We start from the raw sequence: 23321 nt of genomic DNA, 5'->3' as shown, positions 1-23321 counted from the left end.
TCCGCCCACAATCAATATCATACCCGATGATCAATAATTACCGGGGTTTTACCCGTGGTAGCATTGGTATAAAGGTTTAAATCACTACCTGCTAATACCTCTAAGTTTTTCACCTGGTAACCAAATATTTCATAGAGCTGCTGAAGTTTTAGTTCAATATATTCTTCTTTTGCAATATCCATAAAATGGGTTACCAGCAAAAATTTTATTTCCGTATGTCCTTCACCTGGAACAATCTGGATTTGAAACCTTTCCGCATCTGCGAAAACAATATTAAAATCATCCAGTTCGTAATTGCATTCGTTAAACATAAACGACCGATGTTCCCGCCCTTTTAGCTCCAGGTAAAGTTGCCCATCAATATCGAGCCATTTACCGGCATCACCAGTATTGTATCTAAAAACAGGGAAACGCTTCCGGAACAAATTGCTTACCAGCAAATTGCCATAACCATCAGCATCTGGAGCATGGATTTCAACAATCAAACTATCAATTACCCTGAACAATGATGGCGATCGGCTATAATCGCACCAGGCCCATATTCCCGTTTCTGCAGAACCATATAAGGAATAGATCTGCCGGGTTCCGAAAACCTCCTCGAAAAGTTTGATGTGTGAGGATGGCAAAAACTCGCCACCAAACACAAGATTGGTGATGGACAAACTAAGCTGATGCTTTTTAAGGTATTGCGCAAAAAGGAATAATTTTGAAGGTGTACCCAGTAATAAATCGGGTTTAAAATTTAAAGCCATCTGGCAAGCCTCTTCGTAAGGTAAACTGGCACTTGCTACCAGTGTGGTTGCACTGCAGCGCTCCAAAAGATCGTCCATAATAGCAGCTGTACGGTACATATCCATGTAACCAAACATATTGAGTGCAATGGTTTTTGGGGTAAATACCCCGGCTTGTTTTAATGCGCCGGCAAGTGCTGCACGCTGTTCCAGATTTTCTACAATATCAACCGGAAAAACTAACGGCTTTTGGGTAGATCCGCCAGAACGCACCAAATAAACACCTTTTTCCTGGCTATGTAGGTCAAAATGATCATTTAACAAATTAATCAATTCCTTTTTACCTATTAAGGGGGCGTTTTGATAATTTTCGTGGTTAAGATAATAGGATTTGAAAAGCTCAGACTGCCTGACAATCTGATAGTATTGATTAAGGAGGGAATAGATCATTTTTAAAATTTATCTTTTGATGAGCAGATAGCCAATGTATTTTGGCAAAAAGCTACGGTAATGCCATAAAAAGCGTGCTTTTTGGATATTTGACGGCAAATTTTGCAGGGCGTGTTTATACCAGCGTTCACCGATCATGCCCATTAGCAGCCGGTCGTGCTTATCTTTACTGTTTACATACCTCGAAATTACCGGAGGCAATTCGATCTGTTTAAAATGGCTATATTTTTTCCGTGAAAGGCTCCCCGGCACCTCGTTAACATGAAGATAACCTCCTGTTTGCAAAGCTATTTTCCCTTGCACCTTGTTCAGTATGCCTTTTAATACCCGGTACCAAAAATCGATACCTTCATTTAATTGCGCTTCGGCCTGGTATTGGTTATTGGCGATCCACTTACTTTTTACGATTACGTTACTGCCAACCCCCATTATGAAATGTGGATCGCTAACTGCCGTCAAAGGATCTTTAATCAGGTATAGCTCTTTATCAAGCGGCTCCAGGTACTTTTTTAATGGTTCCAGATCTGGATATATTTCATTACCAGGCATAAAAGCGATATTGAGCACCATAAAATCGAGCTGATGCGCTTTAAATGCACGTGAGGCTATTTCCAGCAGCTTTGGATGATATTCGTCATCAGCATCTAAAAAACTGACTAACTCACAATTGGTAGCGGCAAAACCAATATTCCGCGCATTACCCGGACCTTTATTCCCGGTGAGTTCAATCACCTGTATCCTGCAATTGCCGAAGCTGGAAATATGATCATGCAAAAAACCATGAACTATAGAAAGACTATTATCTGTACTTAAGTCGTCGACAATAATCAACTCATCCGGCAGTTTACTTTGCCGGATGAGTGAATTTAACGTTTGGCTAACATAATCAGCTTTATTAAACAGGGGTATAACGATGGCATGTGTCATGTTTTATGATGTCGACATCATTGCGGGAAAAATAACTCCCCTGCCCTGGTGAACATTAACCACACTTTCTGCCGAACCGCGGAATAAACCAGGGCCAAAAAACCTGTTATTGTAACACAGCAGCATCCCGACTAAATTGATCAGGCTTTTCTCAGAACCAGTACCGTATTTAAACCAGCGTTGGGGCACATATTGCTGGATCATGTATTCAGGCCATTGTCTGGCAATAATATCAGACCAAACTGCGGCTTCACAATCACTTTTCACATACATATCGATACCACGGCCACCACTGTTGCGCTTTAATACCCAGTTTAATGAAGAATTGCTTACCTCCATTCGCTTTTCCGCGGTATGCAAGGCATAAGTAGGTATTAAAAAAGAGCGTAAAAAGAGGTATTCTTCTTCAGAAAGATAATCCCTCATAATCTCTTCATTATACAGAACAGCAAGTATACGCTTATCGTGCACTAAGATCAGCGTACGCACATCGTTAAAATAATTTCCCTTGCTGATGATCAATTTCAATACTTCAGGATCAAAATTGCGCAGTTCTTCCCTATCCATTTCCAATATAAACTGGTTAACAGCTTTGCCTTGCAACATTAATTCACCATTTTGGCAGCTTAGCTGAGCAGGGCTTGCAGAAATATAATTCAAGCCCTGTTTACTGAATTCATTTAACAGGTAAAATACCTCTGTACCCTTTTCTTTCTCGTGCACCAGCACGATAGGTTCATTGTTGTTAAATCGGTCAAAAATGGTGTTAATAAAGTCGCGCTGATGAGGAACAGCCTCCAATAAAGGCAAACTACTATCTTCAGAAATCACGTTAAGGTAATAACTCAACATCCACCCATTAATTGGGTACCTTGCTCCTATTTCACAGATTTTAATACTGCCATCTTCTGCCTGCAAAAAATCGGGGCGGTACATGCCTACTTCGTAAGGCTGTGCGTTTGCGATGCTCAAAATATTGTCCAGGCGCTCATCAAAACTATAGATTGCACGTATCCTTTCATCGGAAAAATAGGCCCTTACAACACTGGTTAATGCTTTGTTCAAAACCTGACACAGTTCTTCCATCCGCACAATTTCGTTACGGTTTACGGCAACTGGCACTGGAGAAAATGAATCGGCACCATTACAGGGTATTTCGCCGAGGTGTTTCATCAGTAATTTATTCAGTGTTTCCCTGCTACAGATTGTCTGTTCTTCTATAAGCTCGCCTGTCATAATTTATGCCATTTCTTCATCAGACATCACGGGTTCTAAACTAGCGCTAATGGTTTCCATTACTGCAGCTTTTTTACTCAAATAATCAGCAACGATATCGCGTAAGTCGTAATCAGCCAAATTAACATCCATCGCCTTAACATAATAATTAACGGCATTTACGGCATAAAAGAAATGGTTTTTCTCCGTTGGCCCACAGTGTACGGTTATCCAGGCCAAAGTATGCTTCAGGGTATCTTTGTCAAAGCCGAAATCATCCTCCAGCCAACGCGTAAACTTTGGCAATATAAATTCCACTTCGCCATGGGTATAAATTTCGTGTACCAGTGTGGTTAAAAGGCCAATCAATAAATCTTTATTGCGCAGCGAATTCTGGTCTTTCCAATATTTAAAAGCACGGGCACTTGGATCGAGGTATTGCCTCAACAACCATCCATCATCGCCGCAGGTATTTGTGGCCATGGTATAGAATAGATCGGAATGTAATACTTTACCAACAACAGCCAGGTCTTCATCAACAATCCTGTTCAGGCTTGCTACCGACCTGAAAAGCTGCGCTTCATCTGGCACAGGTATGTTTTTATGGATCAGCATGGTCATGCGGTTACTCAATCCGGCAACAGTAACTGCACTATTGTTAGTTTGGCTCCAGCTATGAAAAAAAGGTTTAAGGTGCTCCCTATCATGCAAAATTGCTGTAAGTTTCACAAAACTTTCTTCGATTGTTGTAAAATGTTCAGCCTGTTGAGGGAAATAGGCCAGGAGTTGGTGCTTCAATGGAGATTCTTCCATCCCTTCGAGCACAGGAATAATAACTGACAATAAATTTTTCACAATTGTTTGGTTTAAGGTTTATTAAAAATGTAAATTTATACAGATAAAAATATTCTTATTTTGTTTTAAACATTAAAAGACTAAGCGATAAATTAGCTTGTTACTATTAGATGTGATCATTAATATTGAAAAGTAAAACACAATTCAAATAACTGACAAACAAATATATACAGACAAAAAAATTAAAATTTAAAGATAATAATCGGAATACTGATGAAAGGGCGTGTTACATTTCGATGAGCGGTTCTAAGGTTTGAGGCGATTGAGATATATTTGGTTTATACATAGATACGAACTTTATTTTTAATAAAAAATAGACATATCTAATATCTTTTAAAATTACACATATATACATTTATAAATTACAATAAAGTAATACATAAAATACAATTATGCTTGAAATCACTATACTTTTTTAATACTGCTTTTTTCTTAAAAGATTGATGCCTAAATTTTTTACAAAAAATCAACGTATATTTTTAGGTGCCCTATGAGATTTTTCTTTCAATTTGCATTCAGCCATGCAGACACTCAACCACAATCAACAATTACCCATTTACACACTAGAACCTGATGAAATTGCGGGCAATAAGAACTTCAGGCTATATCAATTTGAAGGAACTTTACCAAACCAATCGGAACTGCTTATTCCACACCGGAAAAACCATTACCTGATTGTTTTGATCAGAAAAGCAAATAGTCGACAGTGGATCGATATGACGCCTTATATCCTTAAAGATAACACCGTTTACTTTTCTGGCCCAAGCCATATCATTGTAAAAGAAGGTTTTAAGCAGTTATGGAGCACCGGTATCGCCTTTACCAAAGAGTTTCTGTCGCTTCAGGAAAATGCTTCATTAAGTAAACTTCCGCTGATACAAAACCCACATAATGGGCATGAACTGACCCTAACCACAGCTGACCTTGATTTTGTTGAGGATATACTCGCAAAAATTAATGTAGAATACCAAAGCCAAAGTGAGTGGCAGCAACGCATGCTTACCGCATATCTTACTGTGCTGCTTACCTATTTAAGCCGGCTGTATATTGAACAGTTTAAAGGAGGTGATCATTCCGCAGATAAACTTTTATTGAAAAGTTTTCAGGCCAAAATAAATGAATGTTATCGCGAACTGCGCGAAGTGAGCGATTATGCTTCTTTATTGAATATTTCTGCCGGACATTTAAGCGAATTAGTGAAAATACAAAGTGGTAAACCTGCCATTAAGCATATTCACGAACGCTTAATATTGGAGGCACAGCGTTTGCTTTTTCATACCAATCATGCGTTGAAAGAAATTGCCTTTGATCTTGGCTTTTCTGACACTTCCTATTTTAACCGCTTCTTTAAACGCGAAACGGGGCTAACACCCTCAGCGTACCGTGCCAGTATCCGCAAAATGTACCATTAATACCGTTGGATGTGTTTCACCCGGGCTAGTCAACACAACTACATTTGTACCATAAACATTTAAAATTATGAAAACAGCATTGATTACAGGAGCAAATAAAAGTATTGGTTTTGAAACAGCCAGACAATTATTACAACAAGGGTATTATGTATATATAGGCTCCCGGGATATTAAAAAAGGAGAAGAGGCCGTAAGCCAATTAAAATTAGAAGGCTTAAACAACGTAGCGCCTATAGAAATTGATGTAGATAACATCGCATCGATACAGGCTGCCGGAACGCTACTCACAAAGAAAATTAAAGTTCTTGATGTATTGATCAATAATGCAGGTATTAGTGGTACTATGCACCCAGCTTTGGAAACAGATATTAATGTCTTTAGGCAGGTATTTGAAACTAATTTTTTCGGTGTAATTACGGTCACCCAAACTTTTATGGATTTATTAAAGCAATCGGCTGCACCAAGAATCGTGAACGTTACATCAGGTTTAGGTTCACTTACTTTACACAATGATCCGAACTGGAAGTATTATGGCATAAAGCCAGCCGGTTATGTTTCTTCGAAAGCAGCACTTAATGCGTATACCATTCTATTGGCCAATAACCTGCTGAATACCCCTTTTAAAGTGAATGCGGTTGATCCTGGCTATACTGCTACAGATTTTAATCATCACTCTGGCCCAGGAACAGTGCCTGATGCCGCAGCAAGGGTGGTAAAAGCAGCAACATTAGGTCCAGATGGGGCAACAGGTCAATTTTTTAGTGATGACAATGCGCCTGAAACGGGAATTAGTCCATGGTAAGAGTGAATTTGATCTTGAAATATAGTTAAGTTTTTTGGTAACTTTCTATAGAACATAAGAGGCTGTATCATAAATTGTAATTCAATTGAATTTGTCAAGTTGAGTTCAGCCTGTACTGAGAGCTTGACGAAGTATCGAAAATATTTAAAACAGCCCCTTCGACAAGCTCAGGATAACAATTCTATATTTATGAGACAGCCTCCTTTATTCTACATCTATTTCATAGCCAGCTGCTGATCATCTGCTTCGGCCATTTCTTTATAAAAAGCCTTAAACTGATCAATCTTATCAAGAGGCACATAATCTTTCTTTAAGGCAAAACTTCTTTTTAATATTAGTTTATTACCTTGTAGCACACTTTCCAATTTAAAATCAACAAAATCATTACTCAACTGAACGGTTTTAAAAGGCTGAACCAATTCTTTTCCGCTTGGAAATTCCAATGAGAGTTCCTGATTGGATTCGTCAACACCAAATAACTGCGTTAAATCGATACCAAATTTGCGTGGTGAAACCACCTGTAAGGATGTTGCATACGATTTGTTCGACCATGGAATAGAGAATATCGACATGCCCGCTACACTTTTGCTAACATTGAGCAACTTATATGAACAGGCTGTCCCCACAGTATCAGAAGTAGCCTTTGACGTGTTGAGGTTGGTAAAGCTAAGGCTATAAATCTCGTTTTCCGGGTATATACCGGTTAGATCTTCCTTCATTTTCTTGATTTGATCTGCACTGCTCAAATCGTAAAAAACACCCCTGATGTAGCTTGACATTGATCCGGTATTCCAATTGGTTTCCTTAACCACCATATCGGCATTTTCCAACTTCACTTCGGTTTTGTATTTCATCATATTTCTTCCTCTTATTCCAGGATTAAATTTGGTTAGCGCTGTGCTTGTTTTGTTAATTTCAAGGATATTAGATCCTAAGAAAGTATTACTGAAAGTATTAAATGGCAAGGTTCCGGAAGTAAGCTCTACCCAGTAATCTTTCCCTCCTATCGTAGCTTTGGCAATGCAATGATTAAATTCTATACTCGGTAACAATAACGTATGTTGTCCGCGATCTCTGGTATTTGCCAAAGCCAGCGTTGCTGTAATTCCAGCTTCTTTACACATGCTCACAAAAAGCGTAGATACATCTTTACAATCGCCAATTCTTGTATTAATTACTGTTGATGGATTTTGGGGAATAATACCACTTTGCCTGAAGGTTACGGAGCTGTATGCGATATTGGTAATGATATAATTATAAATCATCTTGATTTTGGTTAAATCATCTAAATTACTTTTACCCGCAAATAAATCATTCACTACTGTTTTAATCTCATAACTGCTCCGAGCTTTAGCCGATGCAATATTGTCGTACCAATCTGCAATAAATTTCCAATCGGGAATAGATGATAAATACAGCATGTTGGTTACATCGTCCATTGGAGGCATCTTATCCTCATATCTTAAGGCTTCCTGTTTATTCTTTTCCCATACATACAAATCGAATTCATCTTTTGCCGTTTTAACAGGAGTAATATCTTGTTGCGAAAAAACATATTTGAAAGCTTTATCACGGTGAATTAACAATGAATATTTAATATTAAGGTTATCCAAACCATCGCTAAAATAGAAAGAATCCCAGAAATGGGTAGACATTGTCCCAACATGGAAATTTTCGATTTTATAGCGGATATTAATCACATCGCCAATTTCGAGATTCGTAAATACCAACTCGTTATTATTGGTTTCTGCAGGAACTTTCGTTCCATTGGCTTTTATTACCTCAGCTATTTCTACAGCATAATTCTGATCGCTGTTATAAGAAATAGCATATTCTTTAAAGCTTTCAAGCCCTTTTTGGGTAAGTATTTTTGCAGTATAAAAGTGTTTCTCTTCTGATCCACCGTTTTCATAAACAACTTTCTGCACTTCATTATTCAAAACCACAACCTGCCCATCGGGATATTCGGTTTTAGATGGCGCTTTGCTAACCATCGCTTTAACATCTGGTTTATCGAAATAATCGAATACAGCTTTTTTGTCCTGAAGTGTTCTTAACAACTGGATAACCGTGTAATCATTCGGATCGATCTGTAAACTCTTTTCGTATGCCTTTATACTTTTCTCTTTCCGTTTATTTGCGTTGTACAGCGTACCTAACTGGGCATATACAAATGCATTGTTTGGATCGATCTCAAGGACTTTTAAATATAATTTTTCTGCCTCATCGTACTGCTGTAACGAGTAATAAATATCTGCCAGGTCAGTGTAGATCGAAAATCCGATCGGATCGTTCTGCAATTCCTTTTTGTAAATATCTATACCTGCATCGGTTTCTCCTTTGTCCAGATGTAGTTTTGCTACGTATTTAGCAGCCTTATAATCGTTATTTTCATCAATGTATTTTTGCAAAATATCAATCGCCTTTGGGTTCTTTCTAATCTGCACTTCAATCAGGTATTTTAAATTGACAATATCTGCTGAATTCAAATATTGAGGATAAACTTTCTCAACCAGATCTATAATTTCAGGTTGCTTTTTCTCCTGACCCAGGATATTTAGTTTTTTAATCAACACCGTTTCGTTCTCTCCATAAATTTTTTCAAGTTTCGCAAGAACTTCTTTTGCACGTACATAATCATTCTGTTGAAAATGCTCCGTATATACAAGCTCCAGGGCTAAGGAACAGTCCGGATCATGTGTTTTAATTTCTTCTCTGAGGGTTTCAATTCCGGTTCTGTTATCAGCTTTAACAAACAGTTTTATCATCATCAGGTTGAGGTAGGTACTTTCAGGAAAACGTTTTTTAAGCTTCTCCAGGATTAACCTTGCATCGAACACATTTCCTAAACGCAAATAAAGTTTAGCCATCATTAACTGATTTAAATAGCTTTGTGGTTTTGCTTTCAGGGCATCTTCAAAATATTTAAATCCAACTGGTTTTAGCTGAATTGGCACAGGGCTTGTTTCTTTCAAATATGCCTGTGGCGTACTGGTGGTAGAAAGGTTGTTTAGCGGTGTTCCGTTAGCATCTGTTAAGCGCAGCATAAAATTCGATCTGCCCGCATAACTTTCGCCTATCTGCACTAAAATGCGATTGTAACCTTGATTTAATTTTATTGGCAACATGTATGCGTCGAGATCATTGTTTCTTTCTTCAGATTCGCTGATTAAAAGCTGATCGTTTACCCAAACCTTTACCGATCCCGATACACCGATTCTTAATTGCGCTACTGTACTTGCCGGTGCATTAACAAATGTTTGGGCAAACTGTAATGCATTTTCGTAAGTATTATAATAGCTAAAATCGAACCATTTATCGTGCCGTACATACGGCACCGTTCTCCAACTGAACTTCCTGTCTTTCTTACCCGTAAAAACATAATCAAGTTCTGGATGGGCTAAAATATCAGCGTATTGTTTATCGAAACCACTAGTTGAAATATTTTCATACTCGCCTGTGATTAACCAATCTTCGATTTCACCTATCTTACTGAAATACTGATCAGCCTCGGTGTATTGTTTTATCTCTTCGAAATGCGATCCTAATGACGCATTGGCCAATGCATTTATGATTCCGTCTACGTCTTTTCTCGCTGCCAGTTTTTTATAAAAATCCAACTGGTCGGCCGTTTTTATCTTCGAAGCTTTATTAGGCAGATCGCTCCAAAGCGCAACTAGGTATGGTTGTGGATTTTTAGAAGTATTCGATAATTTATTTAGATAGTTAAAACCTTCTTTGGCCGGCCGGTCCATTTCAGACATCATAGAGAGCGCAACATTTGCTTCGTCTGAAAATGCAGGTTTAAGTGCCGCCTTGGTGAAAAAATCGCGCGCTGCTGTACGGTTGTTTTTGAAAAAATATTCCCAACCTGGGTTCAAATTTGTTTGTGCGTGAATAGACGAAGAAACAAGAATTGAGAGAATTAATAGTTTAAATTTCATTTTGTAATTATAGAAAAAAAACAAATCTGAATCAAAGCAATTTAGATTAAAAATAAGCAGGAAAACACCGTTCATTACCGTATGCGAAACGATAGTTATTTGCATAAGGCCGGGGAAGGAAAAAAAATAGAATATGAAAAAACTTGGGAAGTAGCTTTTGAAAGTACGTACAAGAGATCAGGTTCTAAAATGGCTCAAAAACCCCTAAACTTGTCTGTTATGAGTGCCTTATTTTCAGCCATCTTGCTTAGCTTTGTTTAGCAACATATAAATTCAAAACCAATGGAAACTCACCAAAAAGCTGATACGAGCAGGTAAATGGCATTAACATGTATTATGAGATTTATGGAGAAGGAGAAGTCCCCCTGGTGCTGATCCATGGCGGCGGCTCCACCATTCAATCTTCATCTGGAAGACTTATCCCTCTTTTGGCAAATTTGGGGAAGGTTATTGCAGTTGAGCTCCAGGCACATGGCCGTACCAGCGATCGGGACCAGGCTGAATCTTTTGAGCAAGATGCAAAGGATGTGACTGCTTTATTAAATCAACTCCAAATAGCAAAGGCCAATTTTTTAGGTTTCAGTAATGGTGGAACAACAACTTTGCATATTGCCGCCCATTATCCCGATGTAGTAAATAAAATCATCGTGATTTCTGCCAATTACCAACGGGAAGGTTTAATTGATGGCTTTTATAATGGCTTTGGAGATGCCACTATCGATCACATGCCTGAACCACTAAAAACAGCTTTCCTAGCCATAAATCCAGATCAAAAAGCATTGCAAACCATGTTTGAGAAAGACAAACAACGCATGCTCGATTTTGTCGACCTCAGCGATGATGATTTGAGAGGAATTACCTCCGATGCACTTTTAATGGTCGCAGATAAGGATGTGATCAAGCCCGAACATGTGGTTAAAATGTCTAGATTGATTGCAAATGCACAACTGGTTATTTTGCCTGGCGTACACGGCGCTATGATCGGTGAAAACCTTAATCCGGAGGTAAGCGACAAAACGATTGAGATTACAGCATATCTGGTGGAAACTTTTTTGAATGGGTAAATACTAATCAGGAGGCGAAATGAAAAAGAGATTAGAAGCATTAATTAAAATAGCTGAAACATCAGGTTTACCCCAAAGTGATTTGGATACAGCAACCGAGTTCTTATTTCACCACGAATACGGACTTTGTTTTGATACAATTGCAACCCAAATGTATGAGAACAACATCAACATTGATTTAAAAACATACAGCGCTATCTCCGAGGCAGCAATGGTGCTCAAAATTCCTATAGACGATTATTCTTATATTAATGATCTGATCATAATTGAGTGAAGTGGCCGTAAAATTACCCACATCTGATTTAGCTTTAATATCTTTGCCAGATGGAACACGTATTGGATAATCCCATTTATTATGCCTTAACTTCTGGCCATAACCACCTTGCAAAAGGTATAGAAACAGTAAAGTATTATACCGAGGATGTTACTGCCTTTGCTGGTTTAAAAGATAATTCGCAGGAGGATTTAAATACCCTTTATCAGATCAGCCCGGCAGAAAGCCTTTTCGTATTTTTCTCAAAAGCACCGGTCGAAATTCCAGAACAGTGGAAATTATTGACGCATATCGATATGTTTCAGTTTGTTTTCCGCGGTAAAGAAATACCGACAGCAGATACAACAGGAATAACAGATCTCGATCAGGAACATGTTGCCGAGATGATTGATCTTGTGGAATTGACTAAACCAGGACCTTTCCTTTCCAAAACCATAGAATTGAGCAATTATACCGGCATATTCGTAGATGGGAAACTGGCATCTATGGCTGGTCACCGCTTTTTCCCCAGCCCTTACCGCGAGGTAAGCGCGGTTTGTACCCATCCAGATCATTTGGGAAAAGGTTATTCTTTTAAGATCCTGCAGGAGCAGATCAAACGCATATTGCTCCGCAACGAAATCCCTTTTTTACACGTGAGGAATGATAACGAGGCTGCTATCAAGCTTTATCAGAAACTGGGTTTCGAAATCAGGACCGATATGATTGCCTACGTCATCAAAAAAGAGGCTTTATAGGTTCAAGAGAGAATGTTTCTAAATAGAAATCAGTAAAAAAATTACGGTTTTTATGGCTTAGTTTTGCCATACAAATAACAAAACATGTCTAAAACAAAACTTACCATTAACAATAACGGCTCTGTTAAAATTGAGGGCGATTTCGAAATTGTAGATAGAAACGGAAACGTTTATGGCCTACAGGGCAGAGAAGTTCTTTCGATCTGCCGTTGTGGTTTATCCAAAAACAAACCTTTTTGCGATGGCGCACACAATGGCCATTTTGAGCATGAGGCCATTGCATTCGATCTTCCTCCTAAAAAAGTTTAATAAATTATTTAAAAGCATCGATCTTCCAAGGTTGGTGCTTTTTGCTTCAGGTACAACGAAGAAAATTAATTACCAATCTGTGATGGTGACCTGCCATAAGCCTTTTTAAATGCAAAAGAGAAATGCGATAAATCTTTAAAACCAACTTCGAGATAAACATCTGATGATTTCCAGCCCTTTTCTGTAATAAGATAATAGGCATCATTTAAACGCTTTTTCTGTAGCCAGCGGTTCGGCGAAAGGTTAAAAATCTTTTCAAAGTCTCTTTTAAATGTGGCTAAACTTCTTCCCGTTAAATAAGCAAACCGGTTAATATCTACATTGAACTTATAATTGGCATTCATATAAGCTTCCAGATCGATTTTTCCAGGTTCAGAAAAATCGAAAAGTACATCTTTTAGTGCCGGATTGGTCTGCAATAAGATCATGACCACTTCCTTAACCTTTAAATCAACTAAAGCTTTGTTAGACCCGTTATTTCCGTCTAAATACGGCCATATCGAATCAATATAATTCTTCAGCAAGCTATTAGCCTCGAGTGCTACCCCCTTAACATCGTGATTAGGCTTTTGCATGTGCAAATCATATTCGTTGCTAATGCTGTGCAAAATATCCTGATTAATATTGATGCTGATAGATTTAAACTCCCCACCTGCAGGTGGATATTTAGTATACCTTGCCAGTTGGTTACGCCTGAAAAATCTAAAATCACCATCAGAGAAAACAAATTTTTCTCCACCGATAAAAATCTCAGAAGTACCTGCAATAACTAATCCTACCGAATGATTGGGAATAAACTGTTCGCCCTCGCTACTTTTATGCGAATAGCAGGAATACAGGATATCAGGACGTTTGGTTTGATTTGGCATGTTGATCAAATTTAAGATTTTATAGTGAGACATCGTCATCCCTGTGCAGACCAATCGTGTGGACACATCTTTTGTTAATTCTATATTTGTTTTTAGTACACATTCATTAAGGCAGGTCGTCATGCTGAATTTATTTCAGCATCTTTCAGCTAAAAAGCATTTATTTCGAAAAAAAATATTAATTAAATTTATAACATTGTCTTTTCGCTCTATGCCGCGGGGCATGGTACTTTGGAGCGCCAAAGTACCCAAAGCGCTCTGTCAATCCAGCAATGGGCCTTTTGCACAATCCTACACACATCAAAAAAACAGCGGCACTTCGTTTTGTGTTCAATATTTCTTTAAACTTAAATTAGCGTTTATGAACACAAAACCACTGCGTTTAGGTTTGGCAGTACTATTAGTTCTTTCCTACAACTGTTTTTTTGATTTCTCTGGCCCTTGGGATTGACGGCGTTCTTCGGTTAAAACATGTGTATTATTAAAGCAGGTCAGCATAATGCATAAAAACCCATACATCAAAGATGTGTCCCAAACGATAGGTGCAGACGAGGATCTTAATGCAAATAAGCCCTGGTAATGGCATTAAGATCTCCAATCAACCCTACACGTACATCATTGACAATAAACCACTTACAAGTGTTAATAAACCTTTAATAGATTTCCATACTGCGTTGCACACCATTTGAAATGACGATACAACCAGTTACTTCTTTATAAAAGATTTACCCAGATCAGTAGCTAAAAAATTCTCGGCCTCATCATGATCTGTTGATAAACTTACCTGCATCCATTTTTCCATTTCTGCAGCTCTGGCGGCATCAGCATGTTTAAGCATTCCAATGGCTTCACTCCCAAATACCAGGTGTACCGGTGGTTCAGGATTTTCTACAAGCTCCAGCATTGCTCTGGCCGCCTTTTCCGGATCACCCATCGGTACAAAATTACCGCTCTGAAAAAAATCAGCTCTTTTCCCTACCGTATTTTCATACCCTGCGATGTGTGGTGCATAAGACATAGAAGCGCCTGCCCAATCAGTACGGAAACCACCAGGTTCTACACTGGTTACATAAATACCCAAATCAATCACTTCTTTCGCCAGCGCTTCACTAAAACCACTAAGGCCAAATTTTGCTGCCTGATAAATACTCACCCCTGCATTCCCTACACGTCCGCCTATTGAGCTAATCTGAAGAATTCTGCCAGAAGGTTGTTTGCGCATAAATGGCAATACTGCCCTGGTAATCTCTATAGGTGCATATAAATTTGTTTCGAGCTGGCTGCGAACCTGATCTTCGGTAAAAGCTTCGGCAGCGCCTACAATACCAAAGCCGGCATTGTTGACTAAAACATCTATTTTACCAAAGTGTGCAATAGCCGATTCAACTGCCATATGAACCTGATCGTAATCGGTAACATCTAATGTAATTGGCAGAATCTGATCGGTATATTTTTCTATCAAGCCTTTTAAAGCATCAGTATTTCTTGCTGTTGCGGCAACCAAATCGCCTTTTGCCAGTACCTGTGCGGTTAGGTCACGCCCTAATCCACGTGAGCTACCGGTTATAAACCAAACTTTTTTCATTTTTCTATATTTTATGAATCAAAGGTAGGTCGATAATTAAGGAAAAGCTTTGCTTAAAGGCTCAACTTACTTTGTTAAAAAGCTCAACTGGGTTTATCAGAACTTTTAAGTACAAACGCTGTTATTTTAATCAGGTAGATACAATGGGTTATGGCGAAAGAAAAGAAAAAAGGAAATAAGAAAAAGAAAAGTGGAAAAAAGAATAAATTAGGCGTTAAAAATTCGCTGGTCAACAACATCAATGCCCGAAAGAAGAAAAAAAAATCAAGATCGAAGAAGAAATCAACCATCAGTAAAAAGGCTTATAAAAAAATGCAGAAAGGATGGAAAAAATAGCCGTTTGTTTTATTGTGGCTAAACTCATGTAGTTTTACTATCTAAAAGATAGTAGTATCCAAAAGGATAGTGATATCCTTTATGAAAGCTTATACCTTTGTATTATGGGACCGAGAAAAGAACACCACAATAAAGAAACCTGTACAGCAAGTTTAAATGCCGTAAAAGACGCACTCTATGTGTTAAATGGCAAGTGGAAACTTCCCCTGATTATTTCTTTGCAAGAAGGACCGCAACGTTTTAATGAGATCCAAAAATCGCTTGGAGAAATTACACCCAAAATATTATCGAAAGAACTTAAAGATCTGGAATTAAATGAATTTGTGATCCGCAAAGTATATGCTACCACTCCGGTTACCGTAACTTACGAACTTACCCCATACAGCGAATCATTAGATAAAGTAATTAATGAATTAAGGGATTGGGGATTAAAACATCGCGAACGGTTAGTTAAGAATAGAAAAACCGAATCGGCCGTAGCAGAGATAACAGCTTCTCTTTAGGAGTTAAATTTAACCTTACGGGCCATCCATTCTATCAAAAAAAGCAAAAAACTGATAATGATAAAATTCGGTTATCTTTGTACAAAATAAAATCGATGGCGGTATTACATAAAAAAGAAGAAAAAATTCAGGCAGTGCTGGGTAGGTTGCCTAAAAAATATACAGACGAACAATTTGTAGAGATGTTTATCAGACTTTACTCTAAAGATTGGGGCAAAATAAAATCAGCTTATATTAAACAATCTCAGGATAAAGAACCAGGAACCATCATTAATATGCCAAAACCAGAGGTCTATTTGCGACAGATCCTGGCAAACTATCTACAACAAGATCATGCTCCGAAAGCAGTAGAGGTTAAAGAAGAACCTGTTGTTGAAATACCAGTTACCGAAGTTAAAAAAGCGAAGGCTCCAGCTAAGAAGAAAGAAGCTGTAACTGAAGAAGTGCCTGCCGAGGTTAAAAAAGCAAAAGCACCTGCTAAAAAGAAAGCTGAAGCAGTTGAAGAACCGACTGTAGAAGTTAAAAAAGCTAAGGCGCCTGCAAAGAAAAAAGCGGAAGCAGTTGAAGAGACTCCAGTAGTTGAAAAGAAAGTAAAAGCAGCGGCAAAAAAGCCGGCAGCAAAAAAATAAAAAATATTTTACATCAAATATAATAAATCACCTTTTTGGTTGTTTATATATATGAGAGCGTTAATTTAGATGACGGGGATAGGTCGGTATGATTTATCCCCGTTCTTTTTTAGCCGTTTTTTGCCCTTGCATACATCTTTGTCATTCTGAGGGTTAATTAATTGTTTAAAATCAATATGAGTGACGTATAATTGTCTTCTCTTGTCCCAGGGCTCGGTCTTGCCTCGGCTCGCCGCCGCCGAAGGGCTCTTTCTTTTTGGCATCAAAAAGACCAGCGAAGCTAGCTTGAATGCCATTAAAAATATAAACACATATGAAAAAACAAAAACTGCCGGCTGAAAATTTTTCTTTCGAAGCTAGTAGCCAGGCTTGGACAGTGCAGCCCGAAAAATTTGTTAGGCCGGATTTAAATAGAACGGAGATATCGTGCTATGGCCTAGCTGGGTGGAAATACTATAGTAATTAAAGTGTTGATTAATAATAATTTGTAAAATAACGTCAATGGTAGCAAAGCGAAGAATCTTTAGCATTAGCTCTGCATACATAACAACCTCGAAATCTCCACCAGAGCTTATCCCTAGACTGATATTTAATCGGCAGAATCAATCTCTAATGCAAATTTGCAATAGGAAAGATTATTTCATCGTTCTTTCTCAGCAATAACTATGTTTTACATCCAATTGTAAACTTTATTCTTTTAATTGACATATCGGGAAAAGTCGATATACCTTTGTGCCATGGATCAGGTAGAAATATTCAAAGCCCTTTCGAACAAAACGCGTTTACAGATTTTAGGCTGGCTAAAAGAGCCCGAACTTAATTTTCCGGAACAGCCAAATGCCGATTTTGAAAATGTAGGGGTTTGCGTTGGGCAGATCCAGCTTAAAAGTGGCTTATCTCAAAGTACCATTTCCGAATACCTGTCTATTTTACAGCGTGCCGATTTAATCAGTTCCACGCGCGTAGGTCAGTGGACTTATTACAAACGCAATAAAGAAGGTTTAGAAAAATTAAGCGAAATCATCAACACCGCATTATAATTTAGCAATATATATGAACACAGATAGTTTATTCAGGCCATTTAGCCTTAAAACATTAAATATTAAAAACAGAATAGTAATGGCCCCAATGACGAGGTCATTTTCTCCGGGTGGCGTACCAACGGCCGATGTTGCCAGCTATTATGCAAAAAGAGCAGCCGGCGAAGTGGGTTTAATTCTGTCAGAAGGAACCGTGATTAACCGTCCATCTTCCTCTGCCGATCCTAACATTCCTCATTTTTACGGTACCGAAGCTTTAGCAGGTTGGCAACATGTAATTAACGAAGTTCACCAGGCAGACGGACAAATGGGGCCGCAGATCTGGCACCAGGGGATTATGGATAACCACGCATCAGGTTGGTTACCAAGCGCACCTTTCGAAGGCCCATCAAGCTTAAATAAACCAGGTTTCGAAAACGGCGTACCAATGACGGATGCAGCTATTGCAGATACGATTGCAGCTTTTGGCCAGGCAGCTGCTGATGCCAAAGCTTTAGGTTTTGATACCGTTGAAATACATGGTGCACACCAATATCTGATCGATCAGTTTTTTTGGGATGGTACAAATAACCGCACCGATATTTATGGTGGCAAAACCTTAGCCGAGCGTACCCGTTTTGCCGTTGAAGTAATTAAAGAGGTACGGAAAAGGGTTGGTGAAGATTTCGCCTTAATTATCCGTTTATCGCAATTTAAACCTGCTGCCTACGATTTTAAACTGGCTAAAAATGAGCAGGAAATGGAACAGTGGTTAACCCCACTTGCTGAAGCCGGAATTGATATTTTCCATTGTTCGCAACGCCGTTTCTGGGAACCGGAATTTGAAGGTTCTGATTTAAATTTTGCAGGATGGGCCAAAAAAGTAACCGGAAAAGCCACAATCTCAGTAGGCTCAGTTGGTTTGGATGGGGATTTCTTTGGTGCGTTCGCAGGTCAAAGTTCACAACCTAGCTCGTTAGACGAACTGGTACGCAGAATGGACCGTGGCGATTTTGATTTAGTAGCCGTTGGCCGTCCGCTTTTAGCAGATCCGAACTGGGTAGAAAAAATTAAACATAACCGCATGGAAGAATTGAAAGGCTTTAGTAAAGAGGCTTTAATGGAATTGATATAAAACCATATTTTTTCTTTTTAAACTTAGAAAAGCATCTCGAAAGGGATGCTTTTTTTGTTTGTGATGTCAGATGTTACCATCTGACATTAGAGTTTTTGCCACGGAGAGCACAGAAATCACGGAATTAGTTACACTTTCGCCTAGTCCGTCATTACGAGCAGGCTTTTTCTGCATCGAAGGAGAAATTTCGTGAGTTGTATGATAAATGAATAGATTTTTTTCTCTATGATTAGGAAAGCAGTGCATGCAATGCTTCGGTTACTCCAGACCCGCCCTTTGCTTAATCCCGACTGAAAATGTCGGAATAACGCTGTCGGTCGGGTTTATTTGACCTCTTACAGCAGCAATGCCGTGTCCACCTAAACCCGATTAAAGCGGGATGCCAATTCCTTCAAATTGGCAGAAGCGAAAGCGGGACTACAACCACCCAAAAGCTTCTGCAATTGCTTTCCAAAACAAAACAGGCCCTCTTCTTTTCCAGTGGTGTCAGATGTTACCATACGACACCACATTATAAATTCGTTTTAACAAGAAGAAGCTTTTATATTTCCTTTATAAATAATACACCATGAAAATAAGTCAGATTCAAATTAAAACCAATGACATTAAGAAAACCAGGACATTTTATCAAAGTGTATTAGATCTTTTTATTTTGAAAAATGATCAAAATTCTGTGATGATTAGGGCTGGGGATTCGGTTTTAAAATTTGTCGAAGATTCTCAGTTCAATTCCATTTATCATTTTGCGTTTAACATTCCAGAAAATCAGCTTGAAGAGGCCATTAAATGGTGCAAAAACAAAGTTGATTTAATTCCTATTGAAGATAAAAATGTTATTACCCATTTTGAAAACTGGAATGCACATGCCGTTTATTTCTACGACAATAACGGGAACTTATTAGAATTCATTGCCCGACATGACCTCAATAATGAACAGGTTGGTAAATTTACTGGCGCATCAATTTTAAATATAAGTGAAATCGGAATCGTTACTGAAAATCCTTTGGAACTAGGAAATAAATTAATTGCAGAACACCAATTGCACTTCTTTTCTAAAAATGCTAATAGCGAAGTTTTTTCTGCGATTGGTGATAATGAAGCTTTATTGATTTTGGTACGTCCAAATCGAAATTGGTATCCAACCCAAACTCCATCTGAAAGTAATCCAACTGAAATTACGTTGGAAAACAACGAAAATATAATTGAATTAAAGTTTTAACTAAGAGCCTGTTTAAATTTTTATAACAAGCATAAATAGCCTTTTGCTGTCGCACTGAGGGGATAATTTATCATTAAAATCAATATGAATGACAGATTTTTAAGCGGATTATAGGCTGCGAGAATCGTCATTCCCAACTTGATTGGGAATCGTAATGCAAGCGCTTTAAGATTCCCGCCTGCGCGAGAATGACGACCGTATTGATAGACCCCGTAAATAGTAGCGTAGTCGATTGCTTTATTAACGCATTGAAATGGTCTTCGACTACGCTCAGACTGACATACGAAATAAATTTATTTAATTTTAAACAAGCTCTTAAAAGTTCGATTTGAGCGTCATCGAGACAGATTTCTCGACTCCGTTACACTTCGCTTGAAATGAAGTGACGAATAGAATTTCAATTTAAATCCCATCCTTTTTCCTTAAATTCACCTCTTTAAAATTGATCATCCCATGTCGAACATTAAACTCATTATTGAAGAAAGACCCGCAAATATTGGCAATTTTATGGTTGGCAGGTTGTTGCCTTTCAGAGAGAAACGCATGGTTGGTCCTTTTTCTTTTATCGACCACATGGGGCCGGCAGCAATGAGCGATCATGAAAATCTCGACGTTCCACCTCATCCACATATCGGCTTATCTACCTTAACCTTCCTGTTTGAGGGCGAGATTACACATAAAGATAGCTTGGGTTCAGATATTGTGATTAAACCCGGACAGGTAAACTGGATGACCTCAGGCAGTGGCATTGTACATTCGGAAAGAACCCCTGAATATCTCCGCCATACCGACAAAATGCTCCATGGCTTACAAATCTGGGTGGCTCTACCTAAAGATTTAGAACAAATGGAACCTGAGTTTTGCCACGTTGAAGGGGCCGACATTCCAAGCTGGACCCAAGATGGCGTTAGCTTTAAACTGATTGCGGGAGAAGCTTTTGGCCATAAATCTCCGGTTCCGGTATATAGCCCACTGTATTTTTTAGAGTTAAAAAGCACTGATCGCCAGAAAGTGAATATTGGCGATTATCTTTTCGGCGAGAGTGCCCTGTATATCTTAGAAGGCGCAATAGAGAGTGATGCCCATATTTTCGAACCCCGCCAGATTTTAATTGCCAACGATGCCAAACTCTGCGAATTTACCATGCATGCAAATACCACAGTTTACATTTTCGGCGGCGAACCTTTTCCTGAAGAACGTTTTATCTACTGGAACTTTGTTGCCTCGGATAAGGAATTAATTGAAAAAGCCAAAATTAAATGGATAGAACAAAGTTTCAAACCCGTTCCTGGTGAAACAGGTTTTGTGCCTTTACCAGATCCTATTAAAAATATTAAACATTAATTCCGTTTAAACAGGTTCATATTTACCGAAACGGCAACACCAGTTGATGATAATTTAGAGTTTCCATAGCCAATATCCGTTAAAGGGATTTTCATAAATGGTTTAGCGCTTATACTTAAATTATTATTTATTTTATGCTGAAACTCCACACCTACATTGGCTATACCTAAATAATGCTGGTTCTGATTTCTTACTTCGAAATTTTCAGGACCTTGATAAGTTCCATTATAAGAATAGCTGTATTTCTCTTTTAACATTAAATAACTGGATAGGCCTGTACTTACAAAAATAGAATTTCTACGTCCATTAAAAACTTTATAGTTTAAATTAATCGGGATATCAATAACATCGCAATTGGCATGAATATTTGTTGGTTTTATGTTGAATACATAGTTTGTATTGGGATTATATAAACTAAAATCCGAATCGTAAATTTTCTTTGCATAAGAAGCCCCGGTAGTAACACTTAATTTTTTCGTCAGGATTACAGTCGCTTCTATGCCGAAACCACCACTTAAGCTACTTTGCCCTGATTTCTGCACGCTGGTTAAATCTGGTGCAGCCAGAATGCTCAACACAAACCGTGATTTTTTCTTAAAAATTGGATCTTTAATTCCTGGCATTTTTCCTTTGAAAGGTTCAATTGTAAGATTTTGTTTTTCAAATTCTACTGGTTTTGTTTCAGCACTTATTTCAGGATTATAAATAACATTTGCTAAATAGTTGATCGCATTACTGGTTCTAATTTCTATAGATTTTGTGGAAATTTCATGCGTAAATCCTATTTCGGCTCCTTTTTGGGCATTCTCGCCTTTGTTTTTATTGTTATTCCCAGCCAATAAACTTATCCCCTCATTTTCGTTAGCAGTGGTTTCATCTGCTGGCTTATTAATTAAATTGTCTTTATCATTTAAAGGCTTATCACTTTTTTTGTTTGTTTCTCTTTTTGTTTTAACCAGTGGCTTGTTCCCGGTCTGATCAGCTTTCGGTTTAACCAATAAAAACACCAGCAGCAACATCGCGGCTATCCCAGCCACAGCAGTTAACCAAATTAGCGGCACAACCCTTCTTTTTGGCGACGGATGCAATCTCTCCTCCAGATTATCCCAATCTAAATCATTAAAAGGCAGATCGGGGTTTTCCAATCCCTCCTTAAATAATTTATCTATATCTTTTCCCTCTTTCATTGCATATTTGTGTTTAACCTTACCTGTAAAAGGTTTCTATCTACTTCCGAATTCCTTACCTGGTAAGTTTTCGCATCTGTAGCTTTTAACATTTCCTGTAATTTTTGCCTTGCCTTAAACAGGTTAGATTTTGATGTACCTACTGATATTCCAAGCATCTCGGCAATTTCCTCATGGCTGTAACCATCTATTGCAAAAAGGTTAAAAACGGTACGGTATGCCGGACTTAGCTTTTGAACTAAGGTTAATAAATCATTGTAGGCAAGCTTATCGTATACAGAACTTACCTGCACAATATTTTCATGATCCTCAATATCTACATGATCAGCAAATTTTAAATTGGCACGATAATAATCAATAGCAGTATTGGTTATTATACGCCCAAGCCAGGGCAAAAAAGCCTTAGAAGGCTCATACTTGGTTATATTTTTAAAAGCTTTAAAAAATCCATCATTCAATATACCTGCGGCATCTAACCGATCGTTTGTATAACGCAAACAAATGCCCATAGCGAAGCTATAGAAATGTTTGTATAGTGCTTTCTGACTATCTCTTTCATTTCTAATGCAGCCCTGAATGTACTTTTGTATAATTCCTTCACTATCGCGGCTAGCGGTCACAAGTTCTCCTTTCAAAATATATTACGATGAGGAACAACGAAAGGTTGCTTCAAAAATTACTTTTTTTAAAAAATTTTATATTATTCATTTTGGTCTAAAAATCTCCATTATGCAAGCAACCATTTACAACTTGGGGGCGTAATAGCAGCATATCA

The 23321-nt window shown here is 38.2% G+C and carries 22 protein-coding genes; 13 read left to right on the top strand and 9 right to left on the bottom strand.

Features of this window, described 5'->3' with window-relative positions; all coding sequences use genetic code 11:
• Nucleotides 1-17: 17 nt before the first annotated feature.
• The 4 genes from ACUN24_RS06640 to ACUN24_RS06625 are packed head-to-tail and all read right to left on the bottom strand — an operon-like array spanning nt 18 to nt 4178.
• Nucleotides 18-1181 carry a hypothetical protein gene (locus ACUN24_RS06640; protein ID WP_445561790.1) on the bottom strand — a complete coding sequence of 388 codons (1164 nt, stop codon included), beginning with the start codon at nt 1179-1181 and terminating at the stop codon, nt 18-20.
• 9 nt (nt 1182-1190) lie between these two features.
• On the bottom strand, nt 1191-2108 hold the full coding sequence (locus ACUN24_RS06635; RefSeq protein ID WP_445561789.1) for a glycosyltransferase family 2 protein: 918 nt from the start codon (nt 2106-2108) through the stop codon (nt 1191-1193).
• Between the two features lie 3 nt (nt 2109-2111).
• Complete coding sequence (locus tag ACUN24_RS06630) at nt 2112-3344, bottom strand: hypothetical protein (RefSeq protein WP_445561788.1); 1233 nt, start codon at nt 3342-3344, stop codon at nt 2112-2114.
• Between the two features lie 3 nt (nt 3345-3347).
• Nucleotides 3348-4178 carry a hypothetical protein gene (locus ACUN24_RS06625; RefSeq protein ID WP_445561787.1) on the bottom strand — a complete coding sequence of 277 codons (831 nt, stop codon included), beginning with the start codon at nt 4176-4178 and terminating at the stop codon, nt 3348-3350.
• 521 nt (nt 4179-4699) lie between these two features.
• Between ACUN24_RS06625 and ACUN24_RS06620 the strand changes: the two genes are divergently transcribed.
• Nucleotides 4700-5590 (top strand): AraC family transcriptional regulator, encoded by an 891-nt coding sequence (locus tag ACUN24_RS06620; RefSeq protein WP_445561786.1) that lies wholly within the window; start codon nt 4700-4702, stop codon nt 5588-5590.
• A gap of 67 nt (nt 5591-5657) precedes the next feature.
• Nucleotides 5658-6392 (top strand): SDR family oxidoreductase, encoded by a 735-nt coding sequence (locus ACUN24_RS06615; protein ID WP_445561785.1) that lies wholly within the window; start codon nt 5658-5660, stop codon nt 6390-6392.
• 215 nt (nt 6393-6607) lie between these two features.
• On the opposite strand, the gene ACUN24_RS06610 is transcribed toward ACUN24_RS06615, so the two are convergent.
• Nucleotides 6608-10336, bottom strand: a complete 3729-nt coding sequence (locus ACUN24_RS06610; RefSeq protein WP_445561784.1) for a tetratricopeptide repeat protein — start codon at nt 10334-10336, stop codon at nt 6608-6610.
• Between the two features lie 329 nt (nt 10337-10665).
• Between ACUN24_RS06610 and ACUN24_RS06605 the strand changes: the two genes are divergently transcribed.
• The 4 genes from ACUN24_RS06605 (at nt 10666) to ACUN24_RS06590 (ending at nt 12720) form a co-directional block, all read left to right on the top strand.
• Nucleotides 10666-11400 (top strand): alpha/beta fold hydrolase, encoded by a 735-nt coding sequence (locus tag ACUN24_RS06605; RefSeq protein ID WP_445561783.1) that lies wholly within the window; start codon nt 10666-10668, stop codon nt 11398-11400.
• A 19-nt stretch (nt 11401-11419) separates the two neighbouring features.
• Nucleotides 11420-11674 carry a MafI family immunity protein gene (locus tag ACUN24_RS06600; protein ID WP_445561782.1) on the top strand — a complete coding sequence of 85 codons (255 nt, stop codon included), beginning with the start codon at nt 11420-11422 and terminating at the stop codon, nt 11672-11674.
• Nucleotides 11675-11724: 50 nt separating this feature from the next.
• Nucleotides 11725-12411, top strand: coding sequence for a GNAT family N-acetyltransferase (locus ACUN24_RS06595; RefSeq protein ID WP_445561781.1), 687 nt, complete (start codon nt 11725-11727; stop codon nt 12409-12411).
• A gap of 84 nt (nt 12412-12495) precedes the next feature.
• Nucleotides 12496-12720, top strand: coding sequence for a CDGSH iron-sulfur domain-containing protein (locus tag ACUN24_RS06590; RefSeq protein WP_010600649.1), 225 nt, complete (start codon nt 12496-12498; stop codon nt 12718-12720).
• A 65-nt stretch (nt 12721-12785) separates the two neighbouring features.
• On the opposite strand, the gene ACUN24_RS06585 is transcribed toward ACUN24_RS06590, so the two are convergent.
• Together ACUN24_RS06585 and ACUN24_RS06580 are read right to left on the bottom strand one after the other, a co-directional pair.
• Nucleotides 12786-13589, bottom strand: a complete 804-nt coding sequence (locus ACUN24_RS06585; protein ID WP_445561780.1) for a helix-turn-helix domain-containing protein — start codon at nt 13587-13589, stop codon at nt 12786-12788.
• Between the two features lie 706 nt (nt 13590-14295).
• Nucleotides 14296-15174, bottom strand: coding sequence for an oxidoreductase (locus ACUN24_RS06580; RefSeq protein ID WP_445561779.1), 879 nt, complete (start codon nt 15172-15174; stop codon nt 14296-14298).
• Nucleotides 15175-15324: 150 nt separating this feature from the next.
• Between ACUN24_RS06580 and ACUN24_RS06575 the strand changes: the two genes are divergently transcribed.
• From ACUN24_RS06575 to ACUN24_RS06545, 7 genes are all read left to right on the top strand, one after another.
• On the top strand, nt 15325-15510 hold the full coding sequence (locus ACUN24_RS06575) for a hypothetical protein (protein ID WP_315417818.1): 186 nt from the start codon (nt 15325-15327) through the stop codon (nt 15508-15510).
• A gap of 104 nt (nt 15511-15614) precedes the next feature.
• A complete protein-coding gene (locus ACUN24_RS06570) occupies nt 15615-16013 on the top strand; it encodes a winged helix-turn-helix transcriptional regulator (protein WP_445561778.1) in 399 nt (132 codons plus the stop codon).
• Between the two features lie 77 nt (nt 16014-16090).
• Complete coding sequence (locus tag ACUN24_RS06565; protein ID WP_445561777.1) at nt 16091-16642, top strand: hypothetical protein; 552 nt, start codon at nt 16091-16093, stop codon at nt 16640-16642.
• Nucleotides 16643-17379: 737 nt separating this feature from the next.
• A complete protein-coding gene (locus tag ACUN24_RS06560; RefSeq protein ID WP_445561776.1) occupies nt 17380-17682 on the top strand; it encodes an ArsR/SmtB family transcription factor in 303 nt (100 codons plus the stop codon).
• 13 nt (nt 17683-17695) lie between these two features.
• The gene (locus ACUN24_RS06555; protein WP_445561775.1) at nt 17696-18796 is read left to right on the top strand and encodes an NADH:flavin oxidoreductase; all 1101 of its coding nucleotides are present in this window, start codon (nt 17696-17698) and stop codon (nt 18794-18796) included.
• 652 nt (nt 18797-19448) lie between these two features.
• Nucleotides 19449-20015 (top strand): VOC family protein, encoded by a 567-nt coding sequence (locus ACUN24_RS06550; protein WP_445561774.1) that lies wholly within the window; start codon nt 19449-19451, stop codon nt 20013-20015.
• A 453-nt stretch (nt 20016-20468) separates the two neighbouring features.
• Nucleotides 20469-21359 carry a pirin family protein gene (locus ACUN24_RS06545; RefSeq protein WP_445561773.1) on the top strand — a complete coding sequence of 297 codons (891 nt, stop codon included), beginning with the start codon at nt 20469-20471 and terminating at the stop codon, nt 21357-21359.
• On the opposite strand, the gene ACUN24_RS06540 is transcribed toward ACUN24_RS06545, so the two are convergent.
• Together ACUN24_RS06540 and ACUN24_RS06535 are read right to left on the bottom strand one after the other, a co-directional pair.
• Nucleotides 21356-22546: a hypothetical protein gene (locus ACUN24_RS06540; protein WP_445561772.1), complete on the bottom strand. Its 1191-nt coding sequence runs from the start codon at nt 22544-22546 to the stop codon at nt 21356-21358. The two genes, ACUN24_RS06545 and ACUN24_RS06540, sit on opposite strands and share 4 nt — an antisense overlap.
• Complete coding sequence (locus ACUN24_RS06535; RefSeq protein ID WP_445561771.1) at nt 22543-23181, bottom strand: RNA polymerase sigma factor; 639 nt, start codon at nt 23179-23181, stop codon at nt 22543-22545. Before ACUN24_RS06535 ends, ACUN24_RS06540 begins: the two co-directional genes overlap by 4 nt.
• Between the last annotated feature and the right edge of the window lie 140 nt (nt 23182-23321).

It is taken from the genome of Pedobacter sp. WC2501 (genome assembly GCF_052682415.1).
Note: the sequence above shows the minus strand (reverse complement) of the source record. Positions and strands in the feature narration are given on the sequence as shown.

What these genes read in the sequence shown, in the direction of transcription:
- ACUN24_RS06600 (WP_445561782.1), top strand. Translation starts at nt 11,420, where the DNA reads ATGAAAAAGAGATTAGAAGCATTAATTAAAATAGCTGAAACATCAGGT.
- ACUN24_RS06615 (WP_445561785.1), top strand. Translation starts at nt 5,658, where the DNA reads ATGAAAACAGCATTGATTACAGGAGCAAATAAAAGTATTGGTTTTGAA.
- ACUN24_RS06610 (WP_445561784.1), bottom strand. Translation starts at nt 10,336, where the DNA reads ATGAAATTTAAACTATTAATTCTCTCAATTCTTGTTTCTTCGTCTATT.
- ACUN24_RS06595 (WP_445561781.1), top strand. Translation starts at nt 11,725, where the DNA reads ATGGAACACGTATTGGATAATCCCATTTATTATGCCTTAACTTCTGGC.
- ACUN24_RS06640 (WP_445561790.1), bottom strand. Translation starts at nt 1,181, where the DNA reads ATGATCTATTCCCTCCTTAATCAATACTATCAGATTGTCAGGCAGTCT.
- ACUN24_RS06620 (WP_445561786.1), top strand. Translation starts at nt 4,700, where the DNA reads ATGCAGACACTCAACCACAATCAACAATTACCCATTTACACACTAGAA.
- ACUN24_RS06630 (WP_445561788.1), bottom strand. Translation starts at nt 3,344, where the DNA reads ATGACAGGCGAGCTTATAGAAGAACAGACAATCTGTAGCAGGGAAACA.
- ACUN24_RS06555 (WP_445561775.1), top strand. Translation starts at nt 17,696, where the DNA reads ATGAACACAGATAGTTTATTCAGGCCATTTAGCCTTAAAACATTAAAT.
- ACUN24_RS06540 (WP_445561772.1), bottom strand. Translation starts at nt 22,546, where the DNA reads ATGAAAGAGGGAAAAGATATAGATAAATTATTTAAGGAGGGATTGGAA.
- ACUN24_RS06545 (WP_445561773.1), top strand. Translation starts at nt 20,469, where the DNA reads ATGTCGAACATTAAACTCATTATTGAAGAAAGACCCGCAAATATTGGC.
- ACUN24_RS06580 (WP_445561779.1), bottom strand. Translation starts at nt 15,174, where the DNA reads ATGAAAAAAGTTTGGTTTATAACCGGTAGCTCACGTGGATTAGGGCGT.
- ACUN24_RS06605 (WP_445561783.1), top strand. Translation starts at nt 10,666, where the DNA reads ATGTATTATGAGATTTATGGAGAAGGAGAAGTCCCCCTGGTGCTGATC.
- ACUN24_RS06575 (WP_315417818.1), top strand. Translation starts at nt 15,325, where the DNA reads ATGGCGAAAGAAAAGAAAAAAGGAAATAAGAAAAAGAAAAGTGGAAAA.
- ACUN24_RS06590 (WP_010600649.1), top strand. Translation starts at nt 12,496, where the DNA reads ATGTCTAAAACAAAACTTACCATTAACAATAACGGCTCTGTTAAAATT.
- ACUN24_RS06585 (WP_445561780.1), bottom strand. Translation starts at nt 13,589, where the DNA reads ATGCCAAATCAAACCAAACGTCCTGATATCCTGTATTCCTGCTATTCG.
- ACUN24_RS06570 (WP_445561778.1), top strand. Translation starts at nt 15,615, where the DNA reads ATGGGACCGAGAAAAGAACACCACAATAAAGAAACCTGTACAGCAAGT.
- ACUN24_RS06560 (WP_445561776.1), top strand. Translation starts at nt 17,380, where the DNA reads ATGGATCAGGTAGAAATATTCAAAGCCCTTTCGAACAAAACGCGTTTA.
- ACUN24_RS06635 (WP_445561789.1), bottom strand. Translation starts at nt 2,108, where the DNA reads ATGACACATGCCATCGTTATACCCCTGTTTAATAAAGCTGATTATGTT.